The sequence below is a fragment of the Methylotenera sp. genome (genome assembly GCF_013141425.1).
Taxonomy (GTDB): domain Bacteria; phylum Pseudomonadota; class Gammaproteobacteria; order Burkholderiales; family Methylophilaceae; genus Methylotenera.
This window is the reverse complement of the sequence record NZ_JABFRA010000106.1, coordinates 1-22,790: the sequence shown is the minus strand read 5'-3', so window position 1 is coordinate 22,790 and position 22,790 is coordinate 1. Positions and strand designations below refer to the sequence as shown.

At 41.7% G+C, this 22,790-nt stretch carries 25 protein-coding genes, 3 tRNA genes and 1 pseudogene; 5 read left to right on the top strand and 24 right to left on the bottom strand.

Annotation, left to right across the window (positions count from 1 at the left end):
• A pseudogene (locus HOO90_RS09815) lies at positions 1 to 293 on the bottom strand (circularly permuted type 2 ATP-grasp protein); the annotation flags it as partial.
• A 372-nt stretch (positions 294 to 665) separates the two neighbouring features.
• On the opposite strand from HOO90_RS09815, the gene HOO90_RS09810 reads away from it, so the two are divergent.
• Both HOO90_RS09810 and HOO90_RS09805 read left to right on the top strand, forming a co-directional pair.
• Positions 666 to 1,463: a transglutaminase family protein gene (locus HOO90_RS09810; protein WP_292842548.1), complete on the top strand. Its 798-nt coding sequence runs from the start codon at positions 666 to 668 to the stop codon at positions 1,461 to 1,463.
• Positions 1,464 to 1,480: 17 nt separating this feature from the next.
• A complete protein-coding gene (locus HOO90_RS09805) occupies positions 1,481 to 2,335 on the top strand; it encodes a transglutaminase family protein (protein WP_292842546.1) in 855 nt (284 codons plus the stop codon).
• 279 nt (positions 2,336 to 2,614) lie between these two features.
• Here HOO90_RS09805 and cyoE read toward each other — a convergent pair whose 3' ends face one another.
• The 4 genes from cyoE to HOO90_RS09785 form a co-directional block, all read right to left on the bottom strand.
• Positions 2,615 to 3,517 carry a heme o synthase gene (cyoE, locus tag HOO90_RS09800; protein ID WP_292842545.1) on the bottom strand — a complete coding sequence of 301 codons (903 nt, stop codon included), beginning with the start codon at positions 3,515 to 3,517 and terminating at the stop codon, positions 2,615 to 2,617.
• 69 nt (positions 3,518 to 3,586) lie between these two features.
• Positions 3,587 to 4,588, bottom strand: a complete 1,002-nt coding sequence (locus HOO90_RS09795) for a heme A synthase (protein WP_292842544.1) — start codon at positions 4,586 to 4,588, stop codon at positions 3,587 to 3,589.
• 1 nt (position 4,589) lies between these two features.
• Positions 4,590 to 5,201 (bottom strand): hypothetical protein, encoded by a 612-nt coding sequence (locus tag HOO90_RS09790; RefSeq protein WP_292842543.1) that lies wholly within the window; start codon positions 5,199 to 5,201, stop codon positions 4,590 to 4,592.
• 78 nt (positions 5,202 to 5,279) lie between these two features.
• Entirely contained in the window at positions 5,280 to 6,113 is an 834-nt protein-coding gene (locus HOO90_RS09785; protein ID WP_292842541.1) for an SURF1 family protein, read from the bottom strand.
• A 32-nt stretch (positions 6,114 to 6,145) separates the two neighbouring features.
• Here HOO90_RS09785 and HOO90_RS09780 point away from each other — a divergent pair, with 32 nt between their 5' ends.
• Entirely contained in the window at positions 6,146 to 6,346 is a 201-nt protein-coding gene (locus HOO90_RS09780) for a twin transmembrane helix small protein (RefSeq protein ID WP_292842539.1), read from the top strand.
• A gap of 73 nt (positions 6,347 to 6,419) precedes the next feature.
• Here the strand turns inward: HOO90_RS09780 and HOO90_RS09775 are convergent, their stop codons facing one another.
• The 6 genes from HOO90_RS09775 to HOO90_RS09750 all read right to left on the bottom strand — a co-directional run bounded on the left by HOO90_RS09775 (position 6,420) and on the right by HOO90_RS09750 (position 11,868).
• A complete protein-coding gene (locus HOO90_RS09775; RefSeq protein WP_292842537.1) occupies positions 6,420 to 7,325 on the bottom strand; it encodes a cytochrome c oxidase subunit 3 in 906 nt (301 codons plus the stop codon).
• Positions 7,326 to 7,419: 94 nt separating this feature from the next.
• Positions 7,420 to 7,992: a cytochrome c oxidase assembly protein gene (locus tag HOO90_RS09770; RefSeq protein ID WP_292842535.1), complete on the bottom strand. Its 573-nt coding sequence runs from the start codon at positions 7,990 to 7,992 to the stop codon at positions 7,420 to 7,422.
• A 173-nt stretch (positions 7,993 to 8,165) separates the two neighbouring features.
• The gene (ctaD, locus tag HOO90_RS09765) at positions 8,166 to 9,758 is read right to left on the bottom strand and encodes a cytochrome c oxidase subunit I (protein ID WP_292842533.1); all 1,593 of its coding nucleotides are present in this window, start codon (positions 9,756 to 9,758) and stop codon (positions 8,166 to 8,168) included.
• 65 nt (positions 9,759 to 9,823) lie between these two features.
• A complete protein-coding gene (coxB, locus tag HOO90_RS09760) occupies positions 9,824 to 10,996 on the bottom strand; it encodes a cytochrome c oxidase subunit II (RefSeq protein ID WP_292842531.1) in 1,173 nt (390 codons plus the stop codon).
• A gap of 20 nt (positions 10,997 to 11,016) precedes the next feature.
• Positions 11,017 to 11,496, bottom strand: coding sequence for a DUF2244 domain-containing protein (locus tag HOO90_RS09755; protein WP_292842530.1), 480 nt, complete (start codon positions 11,494 to 11,496; stop codon positions 11,017 to 11,019).
• Between the two features lie 287 nt (positions 11,497 to 11,783).
• Positions 11,784 to 11,868 (bottom strand) — tRNA-Leu (locus HOO90_RS09750).
• Positions 11,869 to 11,928: 60 nt separating this feature from the next.
• Here HOO90_RS09750 and queA point away from each other — a divergent pair.
• Positions 11,929 to 12,981: a tRNA preQ1(34) S-adenosylmethionine ribosyltransferase-isomerase QueA gene (gene queA / locus HOO90_RS09745; protein WP_292842528.1), complete on the top strand. Its 1,053-nt coding sequence runs from the start codon at positions 11,929 to 11,931 to the stop codon at positions 12,979 to 12,981.
• 101 nt (positions 12,982 to 13,082) lie between these two features.
• Positions 13,083 to 13,952 carry a hypothetical protein gene (locus tag HOO90_RS09740; protein ID WP_292842526.1) on the top strand — a complete coding sequence of 290 codons (870 nt, stop codon included), beginning with the start codon at positions 13,083 to 13,085 and terminating at the stop codon, positions 13,950 to 13,952.
• 83 nt (positions 13,953 to 14,035) lie between these two features.
• Here the strand turns inward: HOO90_RS09740 and HOO90_RS09735 are convergent, their stop codons facing one another.
• The 13 genes from HOO90_RS09735 to HOO90_RS09675 form a co-directional block, all read right to left on the bottom strand.
• Positions 14,036 to 14,539: a DUF1097 domain-containing protein gene (locus HOO90_RS09735; protein WP_292842524.1), complete on the bottom strand. Its 504-nt coding sequence runs from the start codon at positions 14,537 to 14,539 to the stop codon at positions 14,036 to 14,038.
• 212 nt (positions 14,540 to 14,751) lie between these two features.
• Positions 14,752 to 15,381 carry a lytic transglycosylase domain-containing protein gene (locus tag HOO90_RS09730; protein WP_292842522.1) on the bottom strand — a complete coding sequence of 210 codons (630 nt, stop codon included), beginning with the start codon at positions 15,379 to 15,381 and terminating at the stop codon, positions 14,752 to 14,754.
• A gap of 6 nt (positions 15,382 to 15,387) precedes the next feature.
• Positions 15,388 to 17,112, bottom strand: coding sequence for a proline--tRNA ligase (locus HOO90_RS09725; protein ID WP_292842521.1), 1,725 nt, complete (start codon positions 17,110 to 17,112; stop codon positions 15,388 to 15,390).
• 100 nt (positions 17,113 to 17,212) lie between these two features.
• Positions 17,213 to 17,842 carry a hypothetical protein gene (locus HOO90_RS09720; protein ID WP_292842518.1) on the bottom strand — a complete coding sequence of 210 codons (630 nt, stop codon included), beginning with the start codon at positions 17,840 to 17,842 and terminating at the stop codon, positions 17,213 to 17,215.
• Positions 17,823 to 18,332, bottom strand: coding sequence for a TPM domain-containing protein (locus HOO90_RS09715; RefSeq protein WP_292842517.1), 510 nt, complete (start codon positions 18,330 to 18,332; stop codon positions 17,823 to 17,825). Before HOO90_RS09715 ends, HOO90_RS09720 begins: the two co-directional genes overlap by 20 nt.
• A 3-nt stretch (positions 18,333 to 18,335) precedes the next feature.
• Positions 18,336 to 19,385, bottom strand: a complete 1,050-nt coding sequence (locus tag HOO90_RS09710; RefSeq protein WP_292842515.1) for a TPM domain-containing protein — start codon at positions 19,383 to 19,385, stop codon at positions 18,336 to 18,338.
• A gap of 31 nt (positions 19,386 to 19,416) precedes the next feature.
• On the bottom strand, positions 19,417 to 20,016 hold the full coding sequence (locus HOO90_RS09705) for a LemA family protein (protein ID WP_292842513.1): 600 nt from the start codon (positions 20,014 to 20,016) through the stop codon (positions 19,417 to 19,419).
• A 128-nt stretch (positions 20,017 to 20,144) separates the two neighbouring features.
• Positions 20,145 to 20,807, bottom strand: coding sequence for a hypothetical protein (locus HOO90_RS09700; RefSeq protein WP_292842511.1), 663 nt, complete (start codon positions 20,805 to 20,807; stop codon positions 20,145 to 20,147).
• A 13-nt stretch (positions 20,808 to 20,820) separates the two neighbouring features.
• Entirely contained in the window at positions 20,821 to 21,294 is a 474-nt protein-coding gene (gene rimI / locus HOO90_RS09695) for a ribosomal protein S18-alanine N-acetyltransferase (RefSeq protein WP_292842509.1), read from the bottom strand.
• Positions 21,294 to 21,983 carry a tRNA (adenosine(37)-N6)-threonylcarbamoyltransferase complex dimerization subunit type 1 TsaB gene (gene tsaB, locus HOO90_RS09690; RefSeq protein ID WP_292842507.1) on the bottom strand — a complete coding sequence of 230 codons (690 nt, stop codon included), beginning with the start codon at positions 21,981 to 21,983 and terminating at the stop codon, positions 21,294 to 21,296. The genes rimI and tsaB overlap by 1 nt, the downstream gene beginning before the upstream one ends.
• A gap of 6 nt (positions 21,984 to 21,989) precedes the next feature.
• Complete coding sequence (gene arfB / locus HOO90_RS09685; protein WP_366928757.1) at positions 21,990 to 22,451, bottom strand: alternative ribosome rescue aminoacyl-tRNA hydrolase ArfB; 462 nt, start codon at positions 22,449 to 22,451, stop codon at positions 21,990 to 21,992.
• Between the two features lie 17 nt (positions 22,452 to 22,468).
• Positions 22,469 to 22,544: transfer RNA gene (locus HOO90_RS09680), tRNA-Lys, on the bottom strand.
• A 121-nt stretch (positions 22,545 to 22,665) separates the two neighbouring features.
• Positions 22,666 to 22,741, bottom strand: a tRNA-Lys gene (locus tag HOO90_RS09675).
• Positions 22,742 to 22,790 lie beyond the last annotated feature (49 nt).

Genomic DNA, 22,790 nt, shown 5'->3' with positions numbered 1-22,790 from the left:
CGCTGGCAAGCGCCTTCTGAGAGCTTTCCCCATTCACTTGCGGCCAAAATTCGCGGAATCACATCAAACGGAATTAGGCGCTCTGCGCCCTCTTCCTCGCCGTAAACTGCAAATGTGATACCCACGCGTCGGAATAGCAATTCCGCATCGCGAGATTTTTGCACAAGTTGAGAAAAATTTTTGCCAGCTAACCAGTCAGCATAAGGTTTGTAAACTTGCCTAACCCCATTTTTTGTATCAATTGACTCATCAAATGCGGTTAGAAGTTTATTTTTATAATCAATAGAAGCCATAGTAATGACTTACTTGCAAGGCGCGTGCCAACTATAGCTAAGGTAGTAAATCCCTTTATTTAATATGCCTTTTAAGTGTTTTTTATCTTATTTACCAACCATATGAAACTCAAATCGTGCGACTTGATATTTTTAACGCGTCATTTTGGTGCATAATAAATTATTAAGGCGATTAGTTAGTGCATGGGGCTAAGCTAAGTGATGCCTTAAAATAAGATCTAGAGACAATCTCAGACTGAATATCAACTCAGTATAAACACATCACTTTAATAGTTAAGCATTGGAACAGTTATTGCTGTATCTTTTGAACAACTCAGCTATCAACACATGGTTTCCATCAAAATAGCTGAGTCAATTAAAGGAAAAACAACTGTGTGGCTTCGTACTCGATGTGATATTACTTTTGACGTGGCCATTGCAACCCCGTTTATCCTAATGCTTAGGCCGCGCAGTGGTTTGAATCAGTGGATTGCGCGTGAATCTTATACGCTTACGCCTAGTGTGCCAGTGGTTGAATATACCGATAATTATGGCAATCTATGTCAACGTCTTATCGCACCAGCAGGTGAGTTTTCCATTCGTACATCAGCCGATATTATGACTGCTGATAACATTGATGTTTGTGCAGGGGCGCCATTTGATGAAGTGCAAAATCTTCCTGATGATGTGCTGACCTATCTTTTACCCACACGCTATTGTGAATCCGACCGATTTATTGACCTTGGTCAGGAAATTGTAGCTGGCGTAACGCCAGGTTACGACCAAGTAGCTACTATTGTTTCTTGGATACAAAGCAATGTTAGGTTTAATCCAGATTCAGTCCACTTTCAACTTTCTGCAGTAGAGGTCAATCAGCAGCGCGAGGGTGTATGTCGCGAATTAGCACATCTTAGCATCGCGCTTTGCCGTGGCTTATGTATTCCTGCGCGCATGGTGGTTGGCTATTTACATGGACTAAAGCCTATGGATTTTCATGCTTGGTTTGAGGCTTACGTGGGGGGACGCTGGTATACCTTTGATGCAACCCAAGCGAGCCCAGTAGGTGGCCGAGTTACAGTTGCTTACGGACGTGATGCAGCTGATGTGGCGATATTTAACCAATTTGGCCCAGCGTTATATCCACAAGCCATGTCGGTGAATGTTGAGTTGTTAGATTCAGCGCCTAATTAAAGCGATTAAACTCATCCATGCAAAGATTACGTATCAAACATCTGACAGAATATACGTTTCCTTCACAGGTAACGTTAAATCAACATAAGCTTTTACTGCGTCCACGTGAAGGACATGATGTACGAATAGAGTCTTCAAAGTTAGAAATCTCGCCTGCTTACAACATCAAATGGCAAAGGGATGTGTTTGATAACTCACTTGCTCTCGTGAATTTTCTGGAATACTCAAACAAGCTGACCATCGCTAGTGAAGTCGTGATTCAGCATTATGACCAAACACCTCTAGACTTTATGTTAGAAAGCTATGCCACTCAATATCCATTTAGCTATGCACTAGATGAACAAGCAGATTTAGCTATTTTTCAACAAGCTACTTTTTACAAAGACCAATATATTGTAAATGCTTGGTTGCAACAGCAAGGTTTAAACGGGATGGAAACGTTTAGCCTGCTAAAGAACTTAAATCGAACTATTAGCCAAAGTTTTCGCTACCAAATAAGAGAAGAAGCTGGTGTACAGTCACCCACGGAAACGTTATCGCAGCGAAGTGGTTCATGCCGTGACTTTGCTACGCTTTTTATAGAAGCATGCCGCTGTTTAGGTTTAGCGAGTCGCTTTGTCAGTGGATATTTACATGCGCCAGCGACAGAAGTGGGCAATGCCACGACGCATGCATGGGTTGAGGTTTATTTACCAGGTACAGGTTGGAAAGGTTTTGATCCAACGATTGGCGAAGTGACTGGCAATCGGCATATTGCAGTTGCAGTTGCGCGGAACCCAGAAGCTGTTCCTCCAGTTTCAGGTAGTTTCATTGGATTCGGTTTGATGTCGCCTATTATGGTAGTTGATGTACAAGTTAACCTACTTTCCTGACTCCATTAAAGTTTACTTAAGTAAACGAGCTAACTCTTAATGACTGTAATTTAGAATCCCCGACTGCCAAGTTAGCGACTGTAATGGTCTAAATTAGCATTCAGTAATTCATAGCTATAATTTCGAGTAAATTTAATCCAGAATTCTTCAATTGCATTTTCTGCATTGCATCAAATGAAGTCCAAATGTCTCGCTATTCTTTAAATAGGCTCGATGATCAAACTATTTCCAAACATCTAACTAATTCATCACGTTTTATTCTCAATAAATTTTAATTATTTAAATAAACCAATAATGGTCTACCAATAATGCGGCAAAAAGCAGTGTTAAATAAATAATTGAATATTTGAATGTTCTTTTTGCCAAATCATCGGAATAGTGTCGATAGAGTCCAATGACATAAGCCATAAAAATAGCATTTAAGATAATTGCTGATATTAGATAAATTAAGCTACTCATTCCGAGTCCGTAAGGCATCAGCGACACTGCTACTAAAATAACTGTGTAGAGCAATATGTGTAATAATGTAAATGCTTCGCCATGCGTTACTGGAAGCATAGGCATACCTACTTTTGCGTACTCTTCTCGCCTGTATAATGCTAGCGCCCAAAAATGGGGCGGCGTCCATGCAAAAATAATTAAAAACATAATGAGTGACTCGGGAGAAACCGTGTTATTGACGGCGGCCCAGCCTAATATTGGGGGCATAGCACCAGATGCACCGCCGATGACAATGTTCATCGGCGTTGCTGGCTTTAAAAACACAGTGTAAATCACTGCATAGCCAACAAAGGTAGCAAATGTAAGCCACATAGTAAGTGGATTTACATAAATGTAAAGTATTGCCAGCCCAGCTCCCCCTAGCAGGGATGCAAAGGTCATGGTTTGTATGGAGGATACTTGACCTGTAGGCAATGCACGCGCTCTTGTACGCGCCATGACAGCATCAATTTTATGTTCAATCAGGCAGTTAAATGCAGCCGCTGCGCCTGAGGCAAAGGCGATTCCTAGGGTAGTGGCCAGCAACAAACCAAAGGGCATGACTTCACCTGCAGGTTTGGCAAGATACATACCAATAATTGCAGTAAATACAATGAGTGAGGTAACTCTTGGTTTGCAAAGCGAAAAAAAGCTTTTAACGTTTAAGCCTATGCTTTGTGTAGTGGTTAAGTTGATGCTCATCTAAATATCTCGTTTATTTTCATGTGATTAAATAACATGTTTAGTGTATTTATTGTTTGGAAATTACCGTTACAGCTTAGTAATCTTCGAGTTTAGCGTTACTAAAATGATCACGAGCAGGCCCGCAGTTAAGTTATGCGCTACCGCTAACACTAAAGGGAGATGCAGTATCAAATTGGCAATTCCAAGACCAATTTGTGTTGCGAGCGCTAGTACCAGCAAAATTACTAAACGCCTGAATTGCCAGTATTTAAATAGAATAAGCGATAAAAACACTAAGTAGATAAAGGTTAGCAGCGCGCCAAGTCTATGTGTCCACTGAATTGCAGTAATTGAAGCTAACGTTAGCGGACTTCCATTCGCGCCTTGGCCTAGCTCACGCACGATATGGAATGCATCTTTAAAATCCATTTCAGGCACTAACAAGCCATGACAAGTAGGAAAATCCGTACAGGCTAGCGCTGCATAATTCGTGCTTGTCCAACCACCTAAAAAAATCTGCGTAAATAATACCAATAGTGCAAATCGTACTGCCAACCGAATTCCACCTGATTTGACGATATTTGCTGAGCAATGCCCCCAATGCCGATGAGCCAACCAGGTAAGCATTGCCAATGTTGACAGACCTCCTAATAGGTGTGCGCTAACAATGGCAGGTTTTAGCAACATGGTGACTGTCCACATGCCCAGCATAGCCTGAAATGCAATTAACACCAGTAAAAAAGTAGGTGTCCAAGGAGAACTCTTGATTTCATTTTTAGCGCTCCAGCCGAGTATAAAAATGGTCAGCACTACTAATCCTAAGATTCCCGCCAAATAACGATGCGCCATTTCACGCCAAGCCTTACCAACTTCAATCGTACTATTTGGATAGCCAGCTTGGGCGCTTGCAATGGCAGCCTCACTTTGAGGAACTGTAAGTGTACCGTAGCAGCCAGGCCAATCTGGGCAGCCCAAACCTGCATCTGTAAGCCTAACATAAGCACCGAGAACAACAACACATAGCGCTAGAATTAAGCCGATCAAAACTAAAGACTTAAATGCTTTATAGCTTGTAGTTGGTAAATACATGTTAACCAGCCCATGAGAATCTTAAAAGGCGTGTAATGTCCTTGCGGATTGCTGACAGCGGCACTTGAGATTGATAGCTCATCATAAAATGACCAACGGGATCGACTAGATACAAACGATTACCTGTAAAAACATTTTCTTGACGTACATTAAACTGTTTAGAGAAATTGACAAGACTTTCGCTCGGTTGATTGATAATAATTAGGTCTGGGTAATCAAGCTTGATGTGCGAAACATCTTGAGTGTTGGTGATTAATACGCGTTGCACACGCGGCATATCTTTATATAGTGAAACGTATAACTGACGCATATCATGCAATCTGGCTAAACAGTCAATTTGGCAGTCACCTGCAATATACACCACACTCCATTTTTGTTTCCAAAACTCACTTGGCAATGGCTTTCCATCATTCAACTTAAGTTCATCGATTGTGCTTAACAATCGTGCTGGACGAACGAGATCACCTACGCTTGCGCCATTAGGCATCCAATTAAACTTGTACATCATTATTACAACAATAATGGGCACAATAAAAAATGTTAGCATCAAAATTAGGACGATACGGCCTTTAAGTTGCGCTTTTTTTTCAAATAACTGCTGGTCGTTTTGCATGTAAAACTCGATAAATTAGTAAATAGAGAGCATTAGTTTAATTATATTCAGCTGAATATCTAAGCCTGAAAATATATACTACTTAGCATCATGTATTGAATCATCTGCAGGCCTTATTTTTTCAAAACTCATGTACATAAAGATAAGCAGGGCAGAAAAAGCGAATCCAAACCACTGATAGGCATAGCCAATATGGGTGGTAATACGGTCGGCAGATACTTGCCAATTACGTACAAATCCGCCCGCATTACTTCTATGATCTAACTTAATGACCATATCAGATACTGGAAAAGGCACCCGCTCCCTATATCCTGCGATATCCATATTCTGCCAAACCATTGGCCATCCTTGCTGGCCATTAACTGCATTTGATTTGCTTTCTAATGTGAAAATTTTCTTACTAGGCACCCATATTTGACCAATTATCGTTTGCAAGCCTTCTGGCGTGGCAAAAGTTGGTAAATCACTGTGCGTATCATTGCCTAATATCCAGCCTCGGTTTACCAATACATATTGAGCAGTATGTTCAACTCTTAATGGCGTAATAACATTGAAACCCACTTGTTTACCCTCTACTTGGTTATCTAGCAAAAATTGATACTGGGTCTCATATACACCCGTAACGCTAACTCTCTTAAATTTCCAGTCTTCAATATTCTTACCGTCTAATTCTTGCAATGGAAATGCAATTGCCTCATCCACTTCCGCATGATTATAGGCGGTTTGCACTTGCAATTTTTGCTGCGCCTTATTGTATTGCCATAACCCCAATTTAATAAATAGCGGAATACAAATTAAAGTTATCACCACGCCAACCAGCGTCGGTCTAAACCGATATCGATTCTTAGTAATTTGAATTGGCTTTAGCATTGCTTTTGATTCATGATTGAATTTGTTTGCTATGTGACTCATAATGCGTGTTCAAATTCAGATTAGGCAAAATCATGTTGATCAAGGTCATTGTTGTTTTAACTTTAATTGTCATCGTAGGAAGTTTATTTTCGGCATTATTCTTTTTATCCAAAGACAAAACTGGCGGCGATAGAACTGTAAAAGCGCTCACCGTTAGAATTGGACTCTCGATACTCTTATTTGTTTTACTGCTAATTGCAGGTAAATTCGGACTAATTGGCCATCCCATCTAACAATCTGTGTTTATAGTTAATCTTAAATAAAAAAGGCGATGCGTTTTAGCATCGCCTTTTTTATTTGATATTTTTACAGCCAATAAACAAAGATAAATAAACCTAACCACACTACGTCTACAAAGTGCCAATACCAAGCTACACCTTCAAAACCAAAATGATGTTCTGGTGTGAAGTGGCCCTTAATGCAACGTAGCGTAATAACAATCAACATTAGCGTACCTAGCAACACATGAAAACCATGAAAACCCGTTAACATGAAGAAGGATGCACCATAAGCACCGCTACCAAGCGTCAAGCCCATCTCCGTGTAAGCCTCATGATATTCAAACCCTTGACAAATCAGAAAGGCAATTCCAAGTGCTACTGTTAACGCCATGCCAATTACTAATTGCTTACGGTTATTTTTAATTAGGCCCCAGTGAGCCCAAGTAATGGTAGCACCCGAAGACAACAAAAGCGCAGTATTTATTGCAGGCAAACCCCAAGCTGCCATTGGTTCCATATGACCAGGCTTATATTCTGTGCCTAATACCAATCCTCCAGGACCTGCCGATGGCCATGTTCCCAAAAAGTCTTTATATGGTGTGATATCTGGGGCATAAGCCGCTAAATCAGGTACAGATATAACACGCATATAAAATAGTGCTCCAAAAAATGCCGCAAAAAAAGCTATCTCAGAACAGATAAATACAATCATGCCAATGCGAAAAGATTTGTCTTCCCAGCTTTTAAATTTCCCCGTTACACTCTCGGAAATTACTGAACCCATCCATTTAAACACCATAGATAAAATGAGAAGTGCCCCAAAAATCATCATCCATTTACCAGGCGTATGCAAATAGGCTAATTCCGCACTTTTATCTGTAGCCACACTAAAAATAAAACCTGAAGCTAGTGATAGCAAACCTACAGAGATTATAGATGGATAAATACTACCGTGCGGTACGTAATATTGATTGTTAGAATGTGTCGCCATACATAACTCCCGTGCATTATTTTTATATTAAATTCACAATGACGAATAAACCGTCATACCCTCATCATTCACTGTAATACTTGAATCTACTTAACTATCTATCACCATCTACTGATGGAAAAAAAGCATATGACAGCGTCATATCAGAAACATCCTTAGGCAGTTCTGGACTAACAAAGAAACGTAAAGGCATTTCTTTTTCTTCTCCAGGCTTAAGTGATTGGTTTACAAAACAAAAACATTCAATCTTCTTAAGATTTGTTGCTGCTATACCTGGCGTAACACTCGGAACTGCTCGACCAACCACAACTTCATTAGTCGTATTTTTTGCAACAAATATTACCGTTTCAATTTGCCCAGGATGTAACTTGATGTTGGCTTGCTTAGGATAAAAATTCCATCCTAATCCTGGCATTACATTGGTTGTAAACTGTACATTTAGCCAACGTGAATTATCTACTTTTGCCTTAGATAGCACTGCTGTAGTACTGTTTGTTTTACCATTAAGTCCGGTCAAGCTACATAAAACGTCATACATCGGCACTAGCGCAAATGCAAACAGTAACGATCCCAACAACATCCATAATATTTTACGAACAAGTAGTTTATTTTTTAAATCTAGCTGTTCTTTAACGCTCGTTACACTGGCTTCGTCTATTGTTGCCATATGGTAAGTATGGACATTACATAACAAACTAACGCAATGCCTCCCAAAATAAGTGCCATTTTTTTACTACTATTCTTAGGGCTTACTTCCTTGTTGTTCATATCTATCTAAATACACCTGGCATATTTGAAATCTTCATAAACTGGGCGTATTACAATCCTCAATATTAATATTTATTTAACTGTTGGTTGCTCAGAGAAGCTGTGGTATGGCGGCGGTGACGGTAATGTCCACTCTAGGCCATGCGCACCCTCCCAAACTTGGTCAGTCGCCTTCTTACCACCTTTAACACAAGTTACAATATTGTAAACAAACAACAACTGTGACAAGCCAAGTGCAAAAGCTGCAACTGATGAAATCATATTGAATTCAGCAAATTGCAATGCATAGTCTGGTATACGACGTGGCATACCTGCTAAACCTAAGAAGAATTGTGGAATAAAGGTTAAGTTAAATGAAATTGCAGTTAACCAGAAGTGTAATTTACCCAACTTCTCGTTATACATATGGCCAGTCATTTTAGGAAGCCAGAAATAAACGCCCGCCATAATACCCATGATGCCACCAGCGAACAGGGTGTAATGGAAATGAGCAACCACGAAATAGCTATTATGATATTGGGCATCAGCGGCGACGTCTGCTAAAACCAAGCCAGTTAAACCACCAATACCAAACAAGATAATCCAACCAACAGTAAATAACATCGGAGTTTCAAAGCTCATTGAGCCTTTCCACATAGTTTTGATCCAACAGAAGAACATTACTGCAAGCGGCAAGGAAATCGCCATCGTGCTATACATAAAGTAAAGCAAAGCAGGTACAGGCATTCCTGATGTGAAAAAATGATGCGCCCAAACTACCACTGACAATGCGCCGATTGCCCAGAAGGAATACACTTGCGCTTTATAGCCATACATTGGCTTACGTGAGAACGTTTCTAGAATCTGTGGAATAAAACCCCAAACTGGCAATAATAAAATATAAACCTCTGGATGACCAAAGAACCAAAACAAATGCTGGAACATAACGGGGTCTCCACCACCTGCCGCATCAAAGAAGTGAGTGCCAAAGTGACGATCTGTCAGCAACATAGTAACGGCACCTGCCAACACTGGAATTGTTGCAACCAACAAGAAAGCCGTGATTAACCATCCCCAGCAAAACAATGGCATTTTCATTAATGTCATGCCAGGTGCACGCATATTGTACAAAGTTACAATAATGTTAATTGAACCTAATACGGAAGAAACACCCAGCAAATGTACTGCGAAAATTGCAAAATCTACACCAATTCCACCTTGCACTGAAAGTGGTGGATAGAATGTCCAACCTGTAGCAAGTGCGCCATCACCTATGCCAAACAAGGCAAGAGTAAACGGTAAAGTGAGTAGAATTGCAGAGGGGGGCAACAACCAGAACCCCCAGTTATTCAAGCGCGGCAACGCCATATCTGGCGCTCCAATTTGCAACGGTATCATCCAATTGGCAAAGCCAGTAGCTGCCGGCATCAATGCTGCAAAGATCATAATCAAGGCATGTACCCCAATTAATTGGTTAAAAAATTCAGGGTTAACCAGTTGCAAACCAGGCTGAAATAATTCAGCACGGATAGCCAAAATCATGGCCCCACCCACAAAAAACATAATTAAAGCGAAAGTAAGGTACATCGTACCGATATCTTTATGGTTGGTAGTGGTTAGCCAGCGCATAATTCCCGAAGGATGTTCAGCATGCTCTTCATGATGTGCCGTTGTAGTTGTACTCATATCTTTCTCCTAATTACTTAAAGCAAATAATTAATTCTTATTTAAATTCAAATCACATTTAACAATTATTGACGCGCAGCTTTCACCTGCGCTGGCTGAAGAACATCACCCACACTGTTTCCCAAAGCATTTCGTTCATAGGTAATCACTGCTGCTATCTCGGTATCGTTGAGTAGAGCCTTCCAGCCTGGCATTACGCGTATTCCATTTAACACACGATCCAAATGACCATCTTTAAGATATTTTCCATCAGCACCAAAAATAGGTGATGTTGCAATTTTACTTCCTGTTAGTGCAGGAAATGCTGGCGGCAAACCAGCACCACTCACTTGGTGACACACTGCACAGTTTTTCTCGTAAACACCCTTACCCGTTGCCACGAGTTCGTCTTTCGTCCACTCTTTATCGCTGCCGGCATCCGCTTTAGCTAACTCTTCTTTTTTGGCGGCAACCCAAGTTTTATATTCTTCCAAAGGTAGCGCATCAACTACCACTGGCATATAGCCATGGCCTTTGCCACACAACTCTTTACATTGCCCACGGTATGTACCCGCTTTATCCACTTGCACCCATGTTTCACGAAGGAAACCTGGCACGGCGAGACGTGATGAGCCAAATTGTGGCACCCACCAGTTGTGCATCACGTCAGTCGCTGTCATTAAAATACGAACCTTCTCACCTACTGGTAATACGAGGTGATTATCAACCTCAAGCAAATACTGCTCGTCTTTTTTACCTTCAAACCCCTTATCTGTCTGCTCTTTTGGGGTAGATAAGTTACTTACAAACTTAATGCCTTTTGCATCACCATCTAAATATTCATACTGCCAACGCCATTGAGAGCCCGTTACTTTAATCACCATCGTGGCTTTATCACGTGTATCTTCCATCATCACCACACTGTGATAAGCAGGAATTCCCATAATCACAAAGTCAATCAGCAATAAAATTGCAAACGGTACAAGTGTCCAAAAAATCTCAACTGCGGTTGATGGCGCTTTATCTGCAACGGCTTTATAGCCTTTACTTTTACGATGCGCGAAAATAGAGTAAATCATAATCGCTAGAACAACCACAAATATCGCCATGGTAATCAGCATAAACTTGTTATGCACATGCAAGGTATCTAATGCCATTGGGGTCACTGGCTCAGGGAAATTCCATGAATAGTCAGCATACGCACTGAGCGAAGCAAAAAATACCGCTAAACCTAAGCCAATTTTTTTAAAAACTTGCATAAAACATGCTCCAAAACTAATTAATCAATGTTTTTTAATTTTTGTTTGAGTTCCAACGCCAACAAAGCACGCTGTTCATCATTTATAAAATATTTAGCAAACTCAACTTCTTTTCCATGCGAACGAATAAACAAGCCACTTTTACCAATTACCCCCCAACTACCGGTCACATCACGCACGCTAACCTGAGCCCAATGCCTTTGAAACACAGTGGTAGTTACTTCTTTAAAATTTCTTTTTTCTACAACTATTCTGTCGCGTTCAATTGTGATACTTTCAAAATCCGCTGAATGCATTCGAATGTAATAAAAAGCATAAACAAAACCTAGAATCTCTAAACCAGCAAAAGGCAACACCAACCAAGCGCCAATATGAAGAAAACTAAGTCCGACCACTAAAACTATTCCGACTAAACCCGCGAGCAACTTTATGCTAGCCTCTGCAGTAAGCGAATTGTTTGGCCTAGCAATGATTTTGTACCCTAAATCAGACACTGGCATACACAATCCTTAAACGAAGAAAGTATAATTTTTAAGAACGCTTACTACATTTAAAACTGCGACAATTTGACGCACGACAAAAATAGCACAAAAAAATGGCATACTCAAGCTAAAAGTTACACTTCTGAAACAATTTGAATGAGATTTATAACATTCAGGATGAATAGCCGCATTTCGAATGCCAATAGGCGCATGTGTCTCTGTAGGACGCTTTAAACCACCCTCAACATCGGCGATGTATTAGGCAAAAAAAATGACTTACCTGTAGTAAGCCATTGATTTTATTTTGGTGCCCGGGGCCGGAATCGAACCGGCACGCATTGCTGCGCGGGATTTTGAGTCCCGTGCGTCTACCAATTCCGCCACCCGGGCTTTTGGAAAATACATTACTGTATAATTGCAACCCCGCCATTATAGCAAGCTATCAGAATTATGCGAACAGAAGATTTCGATTTTTATTTACCAGACGAATTGATTGCACAACATCCAACATTCGAGAGATCGGCTAGTCGCATGCTGCACATTGGATCTACAGAGGGCAAGTTGTCCGATAATTTATTTATCGATTTGCCAAACTTTTTATCTGCAGGCGATTTATTAATATTCAATGACACGCGGGTAATTAAGGCGCGCTTATTCGGACAAAAACATACTGGTGGTAATGTTGAAGTATTAATTGAACGAGTCATTAATCAACACATTGCTTATGCGCATGTGCGTGCATCACGTGCACCTAAAATTGGTAGCCAAGTGAAACTTGCTGATGCTTTTGATGTAGAAGTGACTGCGCGGCATGATGATTTATTTGAATTACGTTTTATAAGTGAATATTCTGTTTTGGATTTGCTTGAAAAATATGGTGCGCTTCCATTACCGCCTTACATCACGCACAAAGCTACCAGCGAAGATGAAGAACGTTATCAAACCGTATTTAGCAAACACCTTGGCGCCGTAGCTGCACCAACTGCTGGTTTGCATTTTAATGGCATGACAATAGAAAATATCAAACAAAAAGGCGTCAATATCGCCTATATCACCTTACATGTTGGGGCTGGGACGTTTCAACCAGTGCGGGTTGAAAATATTCATGAACATAAAATGCATAGTGAGTACTATAGTATTTCACAAAACACCGTTGATATGATTGCTGAAACGAAACGTCAAGGTGGCAAGGTAACAGCAATTGGCACTACGGCTTTACGCGCCTTAGAAAGCGCTACTCGCGAATGTGAATCGAACTCGCAAGGTAAACTACAAGCTGGCTCAGGAGAGACCAATATATTTATTACGCCTGGCTATCAGTTTAAAGTGGTCGATCGCTTATTTACTAATTTTCACCTACCTAAAAGCACACTACTCATGCTAGTGTCAGCATTTGCTGGAATGGACACAATTAAAAAAGCTTATGCACATGCCATTGCAAAGCACTACCGTTTTTTTAGCTATGGCGATGCAATGCTAATTGAAAAGCCTATTGATGCCTGATTGAGTTATGTGAGATTGAACGATTTTCAAACTCACACTGACTAAACTCAAGACATTTACTTACAAGACCTCCTAATCAAGTTTTAAATGAAAGATTTATTATGCGCATTTCAACTCTAATAATTTCCGCCACTCTAATTTTAGCAACCCAAATAGCCAAGGCTGAGATTCTAGCAAACGCTGAAATTGGCATCAAAATACCGTTAGCAAAAAAACCAAGCACGCGCCCAATGACCGTTGCCTATATCCCTAGCTTAAAGCGCTACTATATTGCAGATGGCGGATTGGCCGCGATGGGGAGCGACTTAGAGGCGCCCCTATCAAAATCCCTCATTCATGCCTACGACACGGAAGGCAAGTACATCAACTCTGCGCGTCCAGGTTATGATAACCGCTCAATTTATTACAACCAAAATTCTAATAAGTTAGAAACAATTACTTACAACATTTCCAGTGCGGGTGGATTTTCTCCAAACACAGGCTTGTTCTCAATTGACGTAGCAGAAACTGGCGAAATAAAAGACTCCTCTAAAGACATCTTCGGTTTCAATCCTGCCTTTGGAGACGCCAATACGATGCCCAGTTTCAACCCAGAAACCAACCAATATTATGCAAAGCAAGGACGCAGCAATAAAGTATTCGTCGTAGATTTAAAACTACGTGAGCAAGTCAGTGAAATTAGTTTGGACTTAGCGAAGGCTGGTGCCGCCTATGACGATGTGAGTGATTACTTTGTGGCGTATAGCGGCGTAAAGGGGGAGGAACTTGTACTATTAGATATTGACCATAAATCAGTATTAATTTTTGACATAAATGGCAAGTATGTAAATAAGTGTGAGCTACCAAAAGACCTGAAATTACGCTCACACAATCATCTCAATGGCACTGGCTATGCTAACGACATGCTGTTTGTCTATAACGAACCAGAGGGCGAATTTGGTACTTATTACGGATTCAAGGTAGTAAAATAGCAAGCGCATTTAGTTCACATTAATATTGGCAATAAAAAAACCGCCTATTCGGCGGTTTTTTAAAGCTCAAAACTATATCAAAATTATTTTCCTAATACACCCGCTAGTTTGCCTGAAGCTAGGCCAAACAAAGCGCCTAACACTACAGATAACGCAACCAACAATACTGGATTTGTTAAATCTGCTGCTGTTACACTACCCGCATTTGGAGTTTGTAATGCATAGGCGGCTGTCGCAGCATATCCATACACATTAGCAGGTACTACTGACAACAAACTTTGTCCTGCTACTATCACCAAAAAGAACACAGTTGCTGCAATATATACTGCTGGACCTGCTGCACCTGGCAAACCTAATGGATTTGCACCCACTAGGGCTAAAGCCACACCCGCAAGCACTGCGCCATAAATCATGCCAACTATGGTTTTTTGCAATGCTGCGTTATCCCCACCCGTATGAAAAAAGCTTCCCCACGCAATAAAGCCAGCCCATACCAACACTGATCCTGCAAGCGGCCCTAAAGCCAAAAATGCCCATACCCCACCTAATACAGCAATACTTAGTGCTAATGCAGTTAATTTCGACATACTTTTCTCCTAATTATTATATTGAGTAGCAAGTTAATTCGAATAGCAACGTAATATGCAGGGCTTATTTGAATAAGTGCGAAAATTCACCCTTAACATATAAACGCTGGTGGCAATACTGAATGATTTTTACAAAAATGTAAACTTTTTTGAGGTACTTTTTAGCACTAAACTAGTGCTAAACATAAGTAAATTGAAGAAAAAGCCAATTTCTAGGTATTTTTTGGTGCATATTCCCAATTTTTGGTTGAGTAATCCCAATTTTTTCGCCATGCCCCAAGCACTAGGTTTGGATATTGTGGCTTACCTAAACTACCGTTATAGCGACCTAAAGCACGATACAAATCACCGCGTTCAATATCAATATAATGCCTTAAAATGGTGCACCCATAGCGTAGATTAAGTCGTAAATGAAATAAATTATGATCATTTGTGCCGATACTACGCACCCAAAATGGCATCACTTGCATAAATCCACGCGCGCCTACGGATGAAACAGCATATTTTTTAAAGCCACTTTCAACTTGAATTAACCCTAGCACCATTTGCGGGTCAATACCTGCACGGGTCGCTTCATAGTGCACGGTACGCAAAAAATCTTCACGGTATTCTGTATCTGGCATACGCTTTTGTAAGCGCCTAGACATCTCATTTAACCAAGCACTGCCTTCTTCTGGCGTTGCAAACACCAGCCTTGGTGAGGCTCTATCGCTGATGCTACGTTGCATTAGCGCTTTGACACTATTCGACAACGGTTCTTCCTTTTGCGAACCCGCAAAGCAGGTTATCGAAACCAAAGTTCCAATAAGCGCCAACAACAGTATTTGCAACGATTTAAACATATTTGATTATAGTGCCACTTTTTGTAAAAACTCAACAACATTCATCAATGGGATCATTTTCGATTCTGCTTCCGTTCTCCCTTTGTACTCTGCTACACTCTCTGCTAGGCCACGCTCTCCGATGATAATACGATGTGGAATGCCCATTAAATCAGCTTCTGCAAACATGACACCTGGACGCTCACCTCTATCGTCTAGTAGCACCTCAATCCCTGCGGTCACCAACTCAGCGTACAAGTTATTTGCCGCAGTCGAAATTGTCTCAGACTTATCATAACCAATCGGACAAATGGTCACCGCAAATGGTGCCATGCTGGTCGGAAAAATAATGCCACGAGTATCGTTACCCTGCTCAATCGCAGCGCCAACAATACGCGACACGCCGATGCCATAACAACCCATTTCCATCGCCTTAGTCTCGCCGCTATCATCTAAATAAGTAGCGCTCATGGCTTCTGAATATTTTGTGCGCAACTGAAAAATATGTCCAACTTCAATGCCACGGCAAAGTGATAGCTTACCTTTGCCGTCTGGGCTTGCATCACCTTCAACCACATTACGAATATCGGCCACTAAACTTGGCTCTGGTAAATCTCTAGCAAAATTCACGCCAGCCAAGTGATATTTAGGTTTATTCGCACCACAAACAAAGTCAGACATTGTCGCAACAGTTCTATCAGCAACGATAGTCACGTTTTCACCCACATTCACTGGTCCAATAAAACCTGGTGGGCAACTTAAGTTGGCACGAATTTCTTCTTCAGTTGCTAACCTAAAATCTGACAGTCCTGTCAGTTTTCCGACTTTAATTTCATTCAAGGTGTGATCGCCGCGCAATAATGCTAAATAGAATTTGCCATTTGCCGTTTCATCTTTAGCAATAAGCGCTATTGCTTTCACTGTACGTTCAACACTAATATTCAATAACTTGGCTACATCTTCACAAGCGGTCTGTTTTGGCGTTTCCACCTCTCGCATGGTCTCAACGGCCGCGGCTCTGGCGTTGCTGGCAGGCAAGGCCTCAGCAAGTTCGACGTTTGCCGCGTAATCTGAAGCATCACAATAGGCCAAGCCATCTTCACCAGAATCAGCCAGCACATGAAACTCGTGCGAACCATCCCCTCCTATAGCACCTGTATCGGCTTTAACCGCACGAAACTTTAGGCCTAAGCGAGTAAATACATTGCTATAAGCTTGATACATGGTTTGGTACGTTTGTTCAAGTGATGCAAAATCGGTGTGAAATGAATAGGCATCTTTCATCATAAACTCACGCGCACGCATCACACCAAAACGCGGACGAATCTCGTCTCGGAATTTTGTTTGCACTTGATAAAAATTAAGTGGCAACTGTTTATAGCTGCGGATTTCAGAGCGGGCAATGTCAGTAATCACCTCTTCATGCGTCGGGCCAAAGCAGAATTCACGTGAATGTCTATCAGTGATTTTAAGCATCTGCGGGCCAAACACCGCCCATCGGCCTGTTTCATCCCAAAGTTCACGCGGTTGTACTGCTGGCATTAAAAGCTCCAACGCACCAGCTTTATTCATCTCATCGCGAACAATTGCCTCCACTTTACGCAACACACGTAAACCGAGCGGCATCCAGCTATAAAGGCCTGAACCTAAACGCTTAATCAACCCTGCACGTACCATTAAAATATGGCTTTGCAATTCAGCATCAGCTGGGGCTTCTTTTTGGGTGTTGAAGAAAAACTGTGAGGCGCGCATAGTGGTTTCAAATCTGAGCAAAAATCAAAGTCCGAATTTTACATATAATCAGTGATTTAGTCAGCTAAAGTTATTGCGCTATCAAGCAAATAAGTTTTGCTCAACGACTGAGAATTGGGCTATCAGCTGGAATATAACCTGATTTCCAAACCTCAAACGGTACAATAGTAGCGGGAATACCGTTATCATAAAACCAGCTGTCTACAGCAAAACGATTGCCACTGGCAATTTCATGAATCACGGCTGTTGAATGTGGCCAGCCATTGATAAAAAAGTTTCGTGTGCGCGTATCCTCCACTTCATGCAACTTAACTAGACCATAATGACGCATTAAACGCAGATAGGTTGTGGTGTTGATTGCCTCATCATTACAATCCAACTGACCAGGAAACTTTGAGTTATTAAAAGTACCTGCGCGATCGGAAGAAGTACCAATTTTTGTGCCAATAATTGTTTCTAAAAAGCCAATCGCTCTTGCTATTCTGCTTCGCTCTGATTCAGGATTGAGCATGGAATCATCTACAAGGCTGGCGAATATCGCTGAAACTTTTTTCCATTCGTCTTGACTGAGTGCCACTCGCCTGACTTCGGCGCATCCCCCGCCATAGCAGACATCAAAGGCCTGCAACGTAGGCACTTCATGATAAATTTTCGAAATATCTGTCACCGCCGCTTCGGCAGTCAATGCAGTCAGTAAGCAAGCGATTAAACTAAAGAATAATCGTCGCATTCGATAGTTCATTGTTGTTTTCACCCTTGGCTGGATAATGTAGCGTAAGTAGCACACCAATTTCAGCAACGCCAAACAACACACCTGCTTCAAAATCACCGCGTTTAAACATTAACTCCATCTGCTGGCTAATGCGCTCCCAACCAGCATTTCCTACAAGCTGATGAATACCACGATCTGCAATTATTTCAAAATCATGATCAGCCAGCAAAAGGTAAATCAAGACGCCGTTATTATGTTCGGTATCCCAAATATTGAATCTGCCAAAAAGCTCAATCGCACGTTTTTGCGGCGATTTTTTATAAAGCACATCCAGCGGATGCAAGCCGGCTTCAACGACAAAACGAATTTCACCTAAGTGTGTTTTTTCACTCTCAGCAATTGCATGCTCAATGTTGCGCAATACCGTTATTGGAAAGTGCCGCCTCACTTGCCAGGGATTGCTAAAAAAATGCTTTAAAAATCGAATGATAGGATGTCGTCTTTTCATATATTACCAATCACCTGAAGCGCCACCGCCACTCCAACCACTACTGCCCCCGCCGCCACTCCAGCCACCACCATCGCTCCAACCTCCGCCACCTCGGCCAGATCTATTTGACATTAATAATTCGAGTATAAAATTAATGGCTGAATCACTACCGTCCCGCCGATTGGAACCTGCACGTTTTACGCCTGAACTATAGGTTTTTGGTGCAGAAAACAGCAAAGCCACAAAAAATGCAACAAAGCCAGTGAATATCCCCACAGGCCAAATCGAGAGAAAGCCTGTTGCGCCACCCATCACCCCTGCTGTGGCGGTCGATCCAAAAAAACGGCCTAGAATCTTGGTAAAAAACTCGGATAAAAAAACCATTGCAATTAGATAAAAAACCCAATAATCAACGATATGTAAGTTTAAATTTAGCGAATCCTTTTGTGACGGCGCAGCTAAATTTTCACCCTTCACCAAACTAATAAGTTGATTAACACCTGCGTCGATTCCGCCGTAATAATCGTTGGTTTTAAATTTTGGAGCAATAATGTCAGAAACGATGCGCTTTGCATAAACATCAGGGATTGCACCTTGCAGGCCACTATCAACCTCAATGCGCAACTTACGCTCATTCTTAACTACTAACAACAAAACACCGTCTTGCTGCAGTTTTCGGCCTAATTTCCAGCTCCTTGCGACACGATTTGCATATTGCGCAATATCTTCAGGCTGTGTGGTAGGTACAATCAATACCGCAATCTGACTGCCTTTTTCCAGCTCAAACGCCATCAGTTTGGCATCAAGCTGGCTTTGCTCAGCTTGACTTAAGGTTTGAGTTAAATCGATAACGTGGGCTCTTAATTCAGGAATGTCCCTATTGACTAAGTTTGAGACATCTTCGGTACTTAATGCTGGTGATGGCGCAGATATAGGTGCAGTTGTTGCCGAGTGTATCGCAGATTTAGCGTTAATAGCTGGTTCTGCATGTGCTAAACAGGTCGCTAAAATCAGCGTCGTGCAGAGTGCCTGTAGACCTTCTGCCAAGCTAAATTTAAATTGAGAGAACACTTTAATATTAAAATTTAGACTTTAAACATGATTATTTTTTATCGCCAAAATCAACCGTTGGAGCTACTGAAATCGCCTTTTCATTTTCTACCGTGAAGGAAGGTTTAACTTGGTAGCCAAACAACTTGGCTGTTAAGTTCTCTGGAAATGAACGTACTGCCACGTTATATACTTTAATGGTATCAATGTAACGATTTCGTGCGACGGTGATGCGATTTTCGGTGCCTTCAAGCTGCGCCTGCAAGTCTCTAAAACCTTGATCCGCTTTTAAATTCGGATAGTTTTCAGCAACCGCCATTAAACGAGATAAAGCAGAAGTCATTTGCCCTTGTGCGGCCTGAAATTTTGCCAATAGCTCTGGGTCGTTAAGAACTTCAGCCGTTACTTGTATACTACCCACTCTTGAGCGAGCATCCGCCACCTGCGTGAGGACTTCTTTTTCATGTTCCGCATAACCTTTAACCACATTTACTAAATTTGGCACCAAATCAGCGCGACGTTGATACTGGTTAATCACTTCAGCCCAGCTCGCCTTAGACTCTTCGTCCAAAGATTGAAATTTGTTATAGCCACAACCTGACAAGTTTAATAACAGTAAAGCGGCAAATAGTTTTAGGTAAATTTTTTGCATGTTGATTCCTTATGAATAAATCAAAATTAAAAGCAAATTATACTTTCATTGATGGTGGTGAAGACTTTGTATTTCAAGAGTATACAATTCAGTGCGTAAAAAATTTATTAAATCAAGATTCAGCAAACTTAATCCTGAAATACTTGATCCTGCAACACTTGCAAGGCAAGACACAAATCCTGCCATGCCTTAGCCTTATCGGTCACATGGCGCAATAAATGGGTTAAATCATAAGTTACCACCAGTGAAATGCCCTGGTATGAATGCAACGTGCCACGCAAATCCTCTAGTAGGGCGGTAGATGCTAGTAGCGCCTGAGCGGTTGGTTCACCCAGTGCAATCAATACTTTAGGCTGAACACCCTGCAAAACATCTGCAGAATCCGCTAAGATTCGTCTAGTTTTAGCTTTAATACGTAAAGCCTGACATATATTTTGAAATAGCAAGGTTTCTTCAGCAAGCCATTCGGCATTCGGCATCACGAACATCCAATGTCCCTCTTCACTGTCAATCCCTAGCAATGACTGACTTATCGCGGACTGTGGCTCGAATACCCCTTCTAAATCTGAGTCAGATTCTGATATTCCTTTAGTTTTTCCGAGCTCTACCTGAACAGTCTCCAATTGAACTTCAGTGACCGAAGTCGTGACAGAAGTTTCAGATATAGCAGCTACCAATTCAAGTTGCGTTAATTCTGCTTGGCTAACTTTTTCAAGCGGTAGCAAGGGCGCTCGCAACTGCCACACAGGAAGCAGTTCCAGCTCACGTAACACATCTTCACGGTTCATCATATTATCAATATGCTCACAGTGCTAAGCCCATTAAAACAGCATCTTCACGACCATTTGCCGCAGGATAATAACCGCGACGGATTGCCATTTCATTAAAACCCATATTTTCGTAAAGCGCTATAGCAGAAAGATTACTAGGTCGCACCTCTAAAAACATATTGGCCATCTGATTATTTTTGGCAATCTCGACCATGTATTCCAATAGATAGCGCCCCAAGCCCTGTTTTTGGTAGGCTTTTGCAATACTTAAATTAAGCAAATGTGCCTCATCTAGCACGAGCATCATCAGCGAGTAGCCAATAATCGCCTCATTGTGCATAAGTAGCCAAGCGCTATACCCAGAATTCAATGCATCCTTAAAGTTACCACGCGTCCACGGATACGGGTAAATATGTTGTTCAATCGCCATTATCGTATCTAAATCTTCCATACGCATGGGGCGAAATTGATACTCCAGTTTCCGACTGTGGTGAGCTTGTCGAACCATTACAAACGCAGGCCTTGTTCGCGCTCTGCCGTTTTAAGTGCCACGCGATTACGAATATAAATAGGCATGGCCTCACTTGCAGATTTCGCTTCGCCTTTTGCAAATATTGGCCGCGCTAATTGAAGTATCGCGCTTGCACTAGGCAAAATCTCTGGCTTAACTCCCTGCAATTGCCCGGCATAACGAGTGCCAAGCTTGACACCATAAGCCTGCCAGCCGCTACCGGCACCAATCCAGCCTGCACCTGCAAGCACTGGCACGTCATCTGGCTTATACAAATTAGGCGCATTAATTGTGTGCCACTCCCCTGCTATTTTTTCATACGCGGCGTGGTAAACCTCGCCCATTCGTGCATCTAGGCAAGCAATAACTTTATCTGCGCCCGCCTCACAAGCCAAGGCCAATAATGTACAAACGCCCTCCACGGGCAAATTGGCACCGAACCCCAAACCCTGCGCTACACCTGCAGAAATACGCACGCCAGTAAACGAGCCCGGGCCAGCACCAAAAGCAAGGCCTTGCAGATCTTTGAATTGCAAATTTGCCACCTTTAGTAAAGCTTGAATTTGCGGCAATATAATTTGCGAGTGGGTTTGCCCTGCGTTAGCCTCATAGGTAAACGTTTTATCACCTTTCAATATAGCAAGTGACAGATATTCGGTTGAGGTATCAAAAGCTAATAAATGCATAGTAGTTTAATGCTCATTTTTATCAGACGCTATTTTGCCACGCAACTGCTTGATTTGCCCACGTTGTAATTTACTTTCTAAACGTCGCTGTTTAGAACCATAACTCGGGCGAGTTGCATATCGTGTCGGCTTAACTTGGTTTGCCACATTTACAATCTCGTGCAATCGCTGAACTGCATCTTTTTTATTCGCTTCTTGCGTACGATATTGCTGCGCCTTCAGCACCAATACACCTGCATCCGTAATGCGATTATCTTTTAAATGCAGCAATCGATCTTTAAGCCAATCGCTTAATGTTGAAGCCGAAATATCAAAGCGCAAATGAATCGCACTAGAGACTTTATTCACATTTTGGCCACCCGCGCCTTGGGCGCGCACTGCAGTCATTTCGTACTCAGTTTCAGGAATTAAAATCATCGCATTCAAAAGAAAATAAACATCGGGTGAATAAAAAAGCCTAGCCAACATTGACTAGGCTTAGAATTTGGTAGGGCGTGCGAGGATCGAACTCGCGACAAACGGATTAAGAGTCCGCTGCTCTACCAGCTGAGCTAACACCCCATTGAACATCTTTAATACACCTACCTGAAGTATACCAAAATAGCAGGTAATCGTCTGTTTAAGAAACGCATTTAATCGCGTTAAACAAAAAAGCCCAGTCATTTCTGACTAGGCTTTGAATTGGTAGGGCGTGCGGGGATCGAACCCACGACAAACGGATTAAAAGTCCGCTGCTCTACCAGCTGAGCTAACGCCCCATTGTGTAACATGGGTTTTCTGTGTTTCTGGTGATTTCGGGAGTTATTG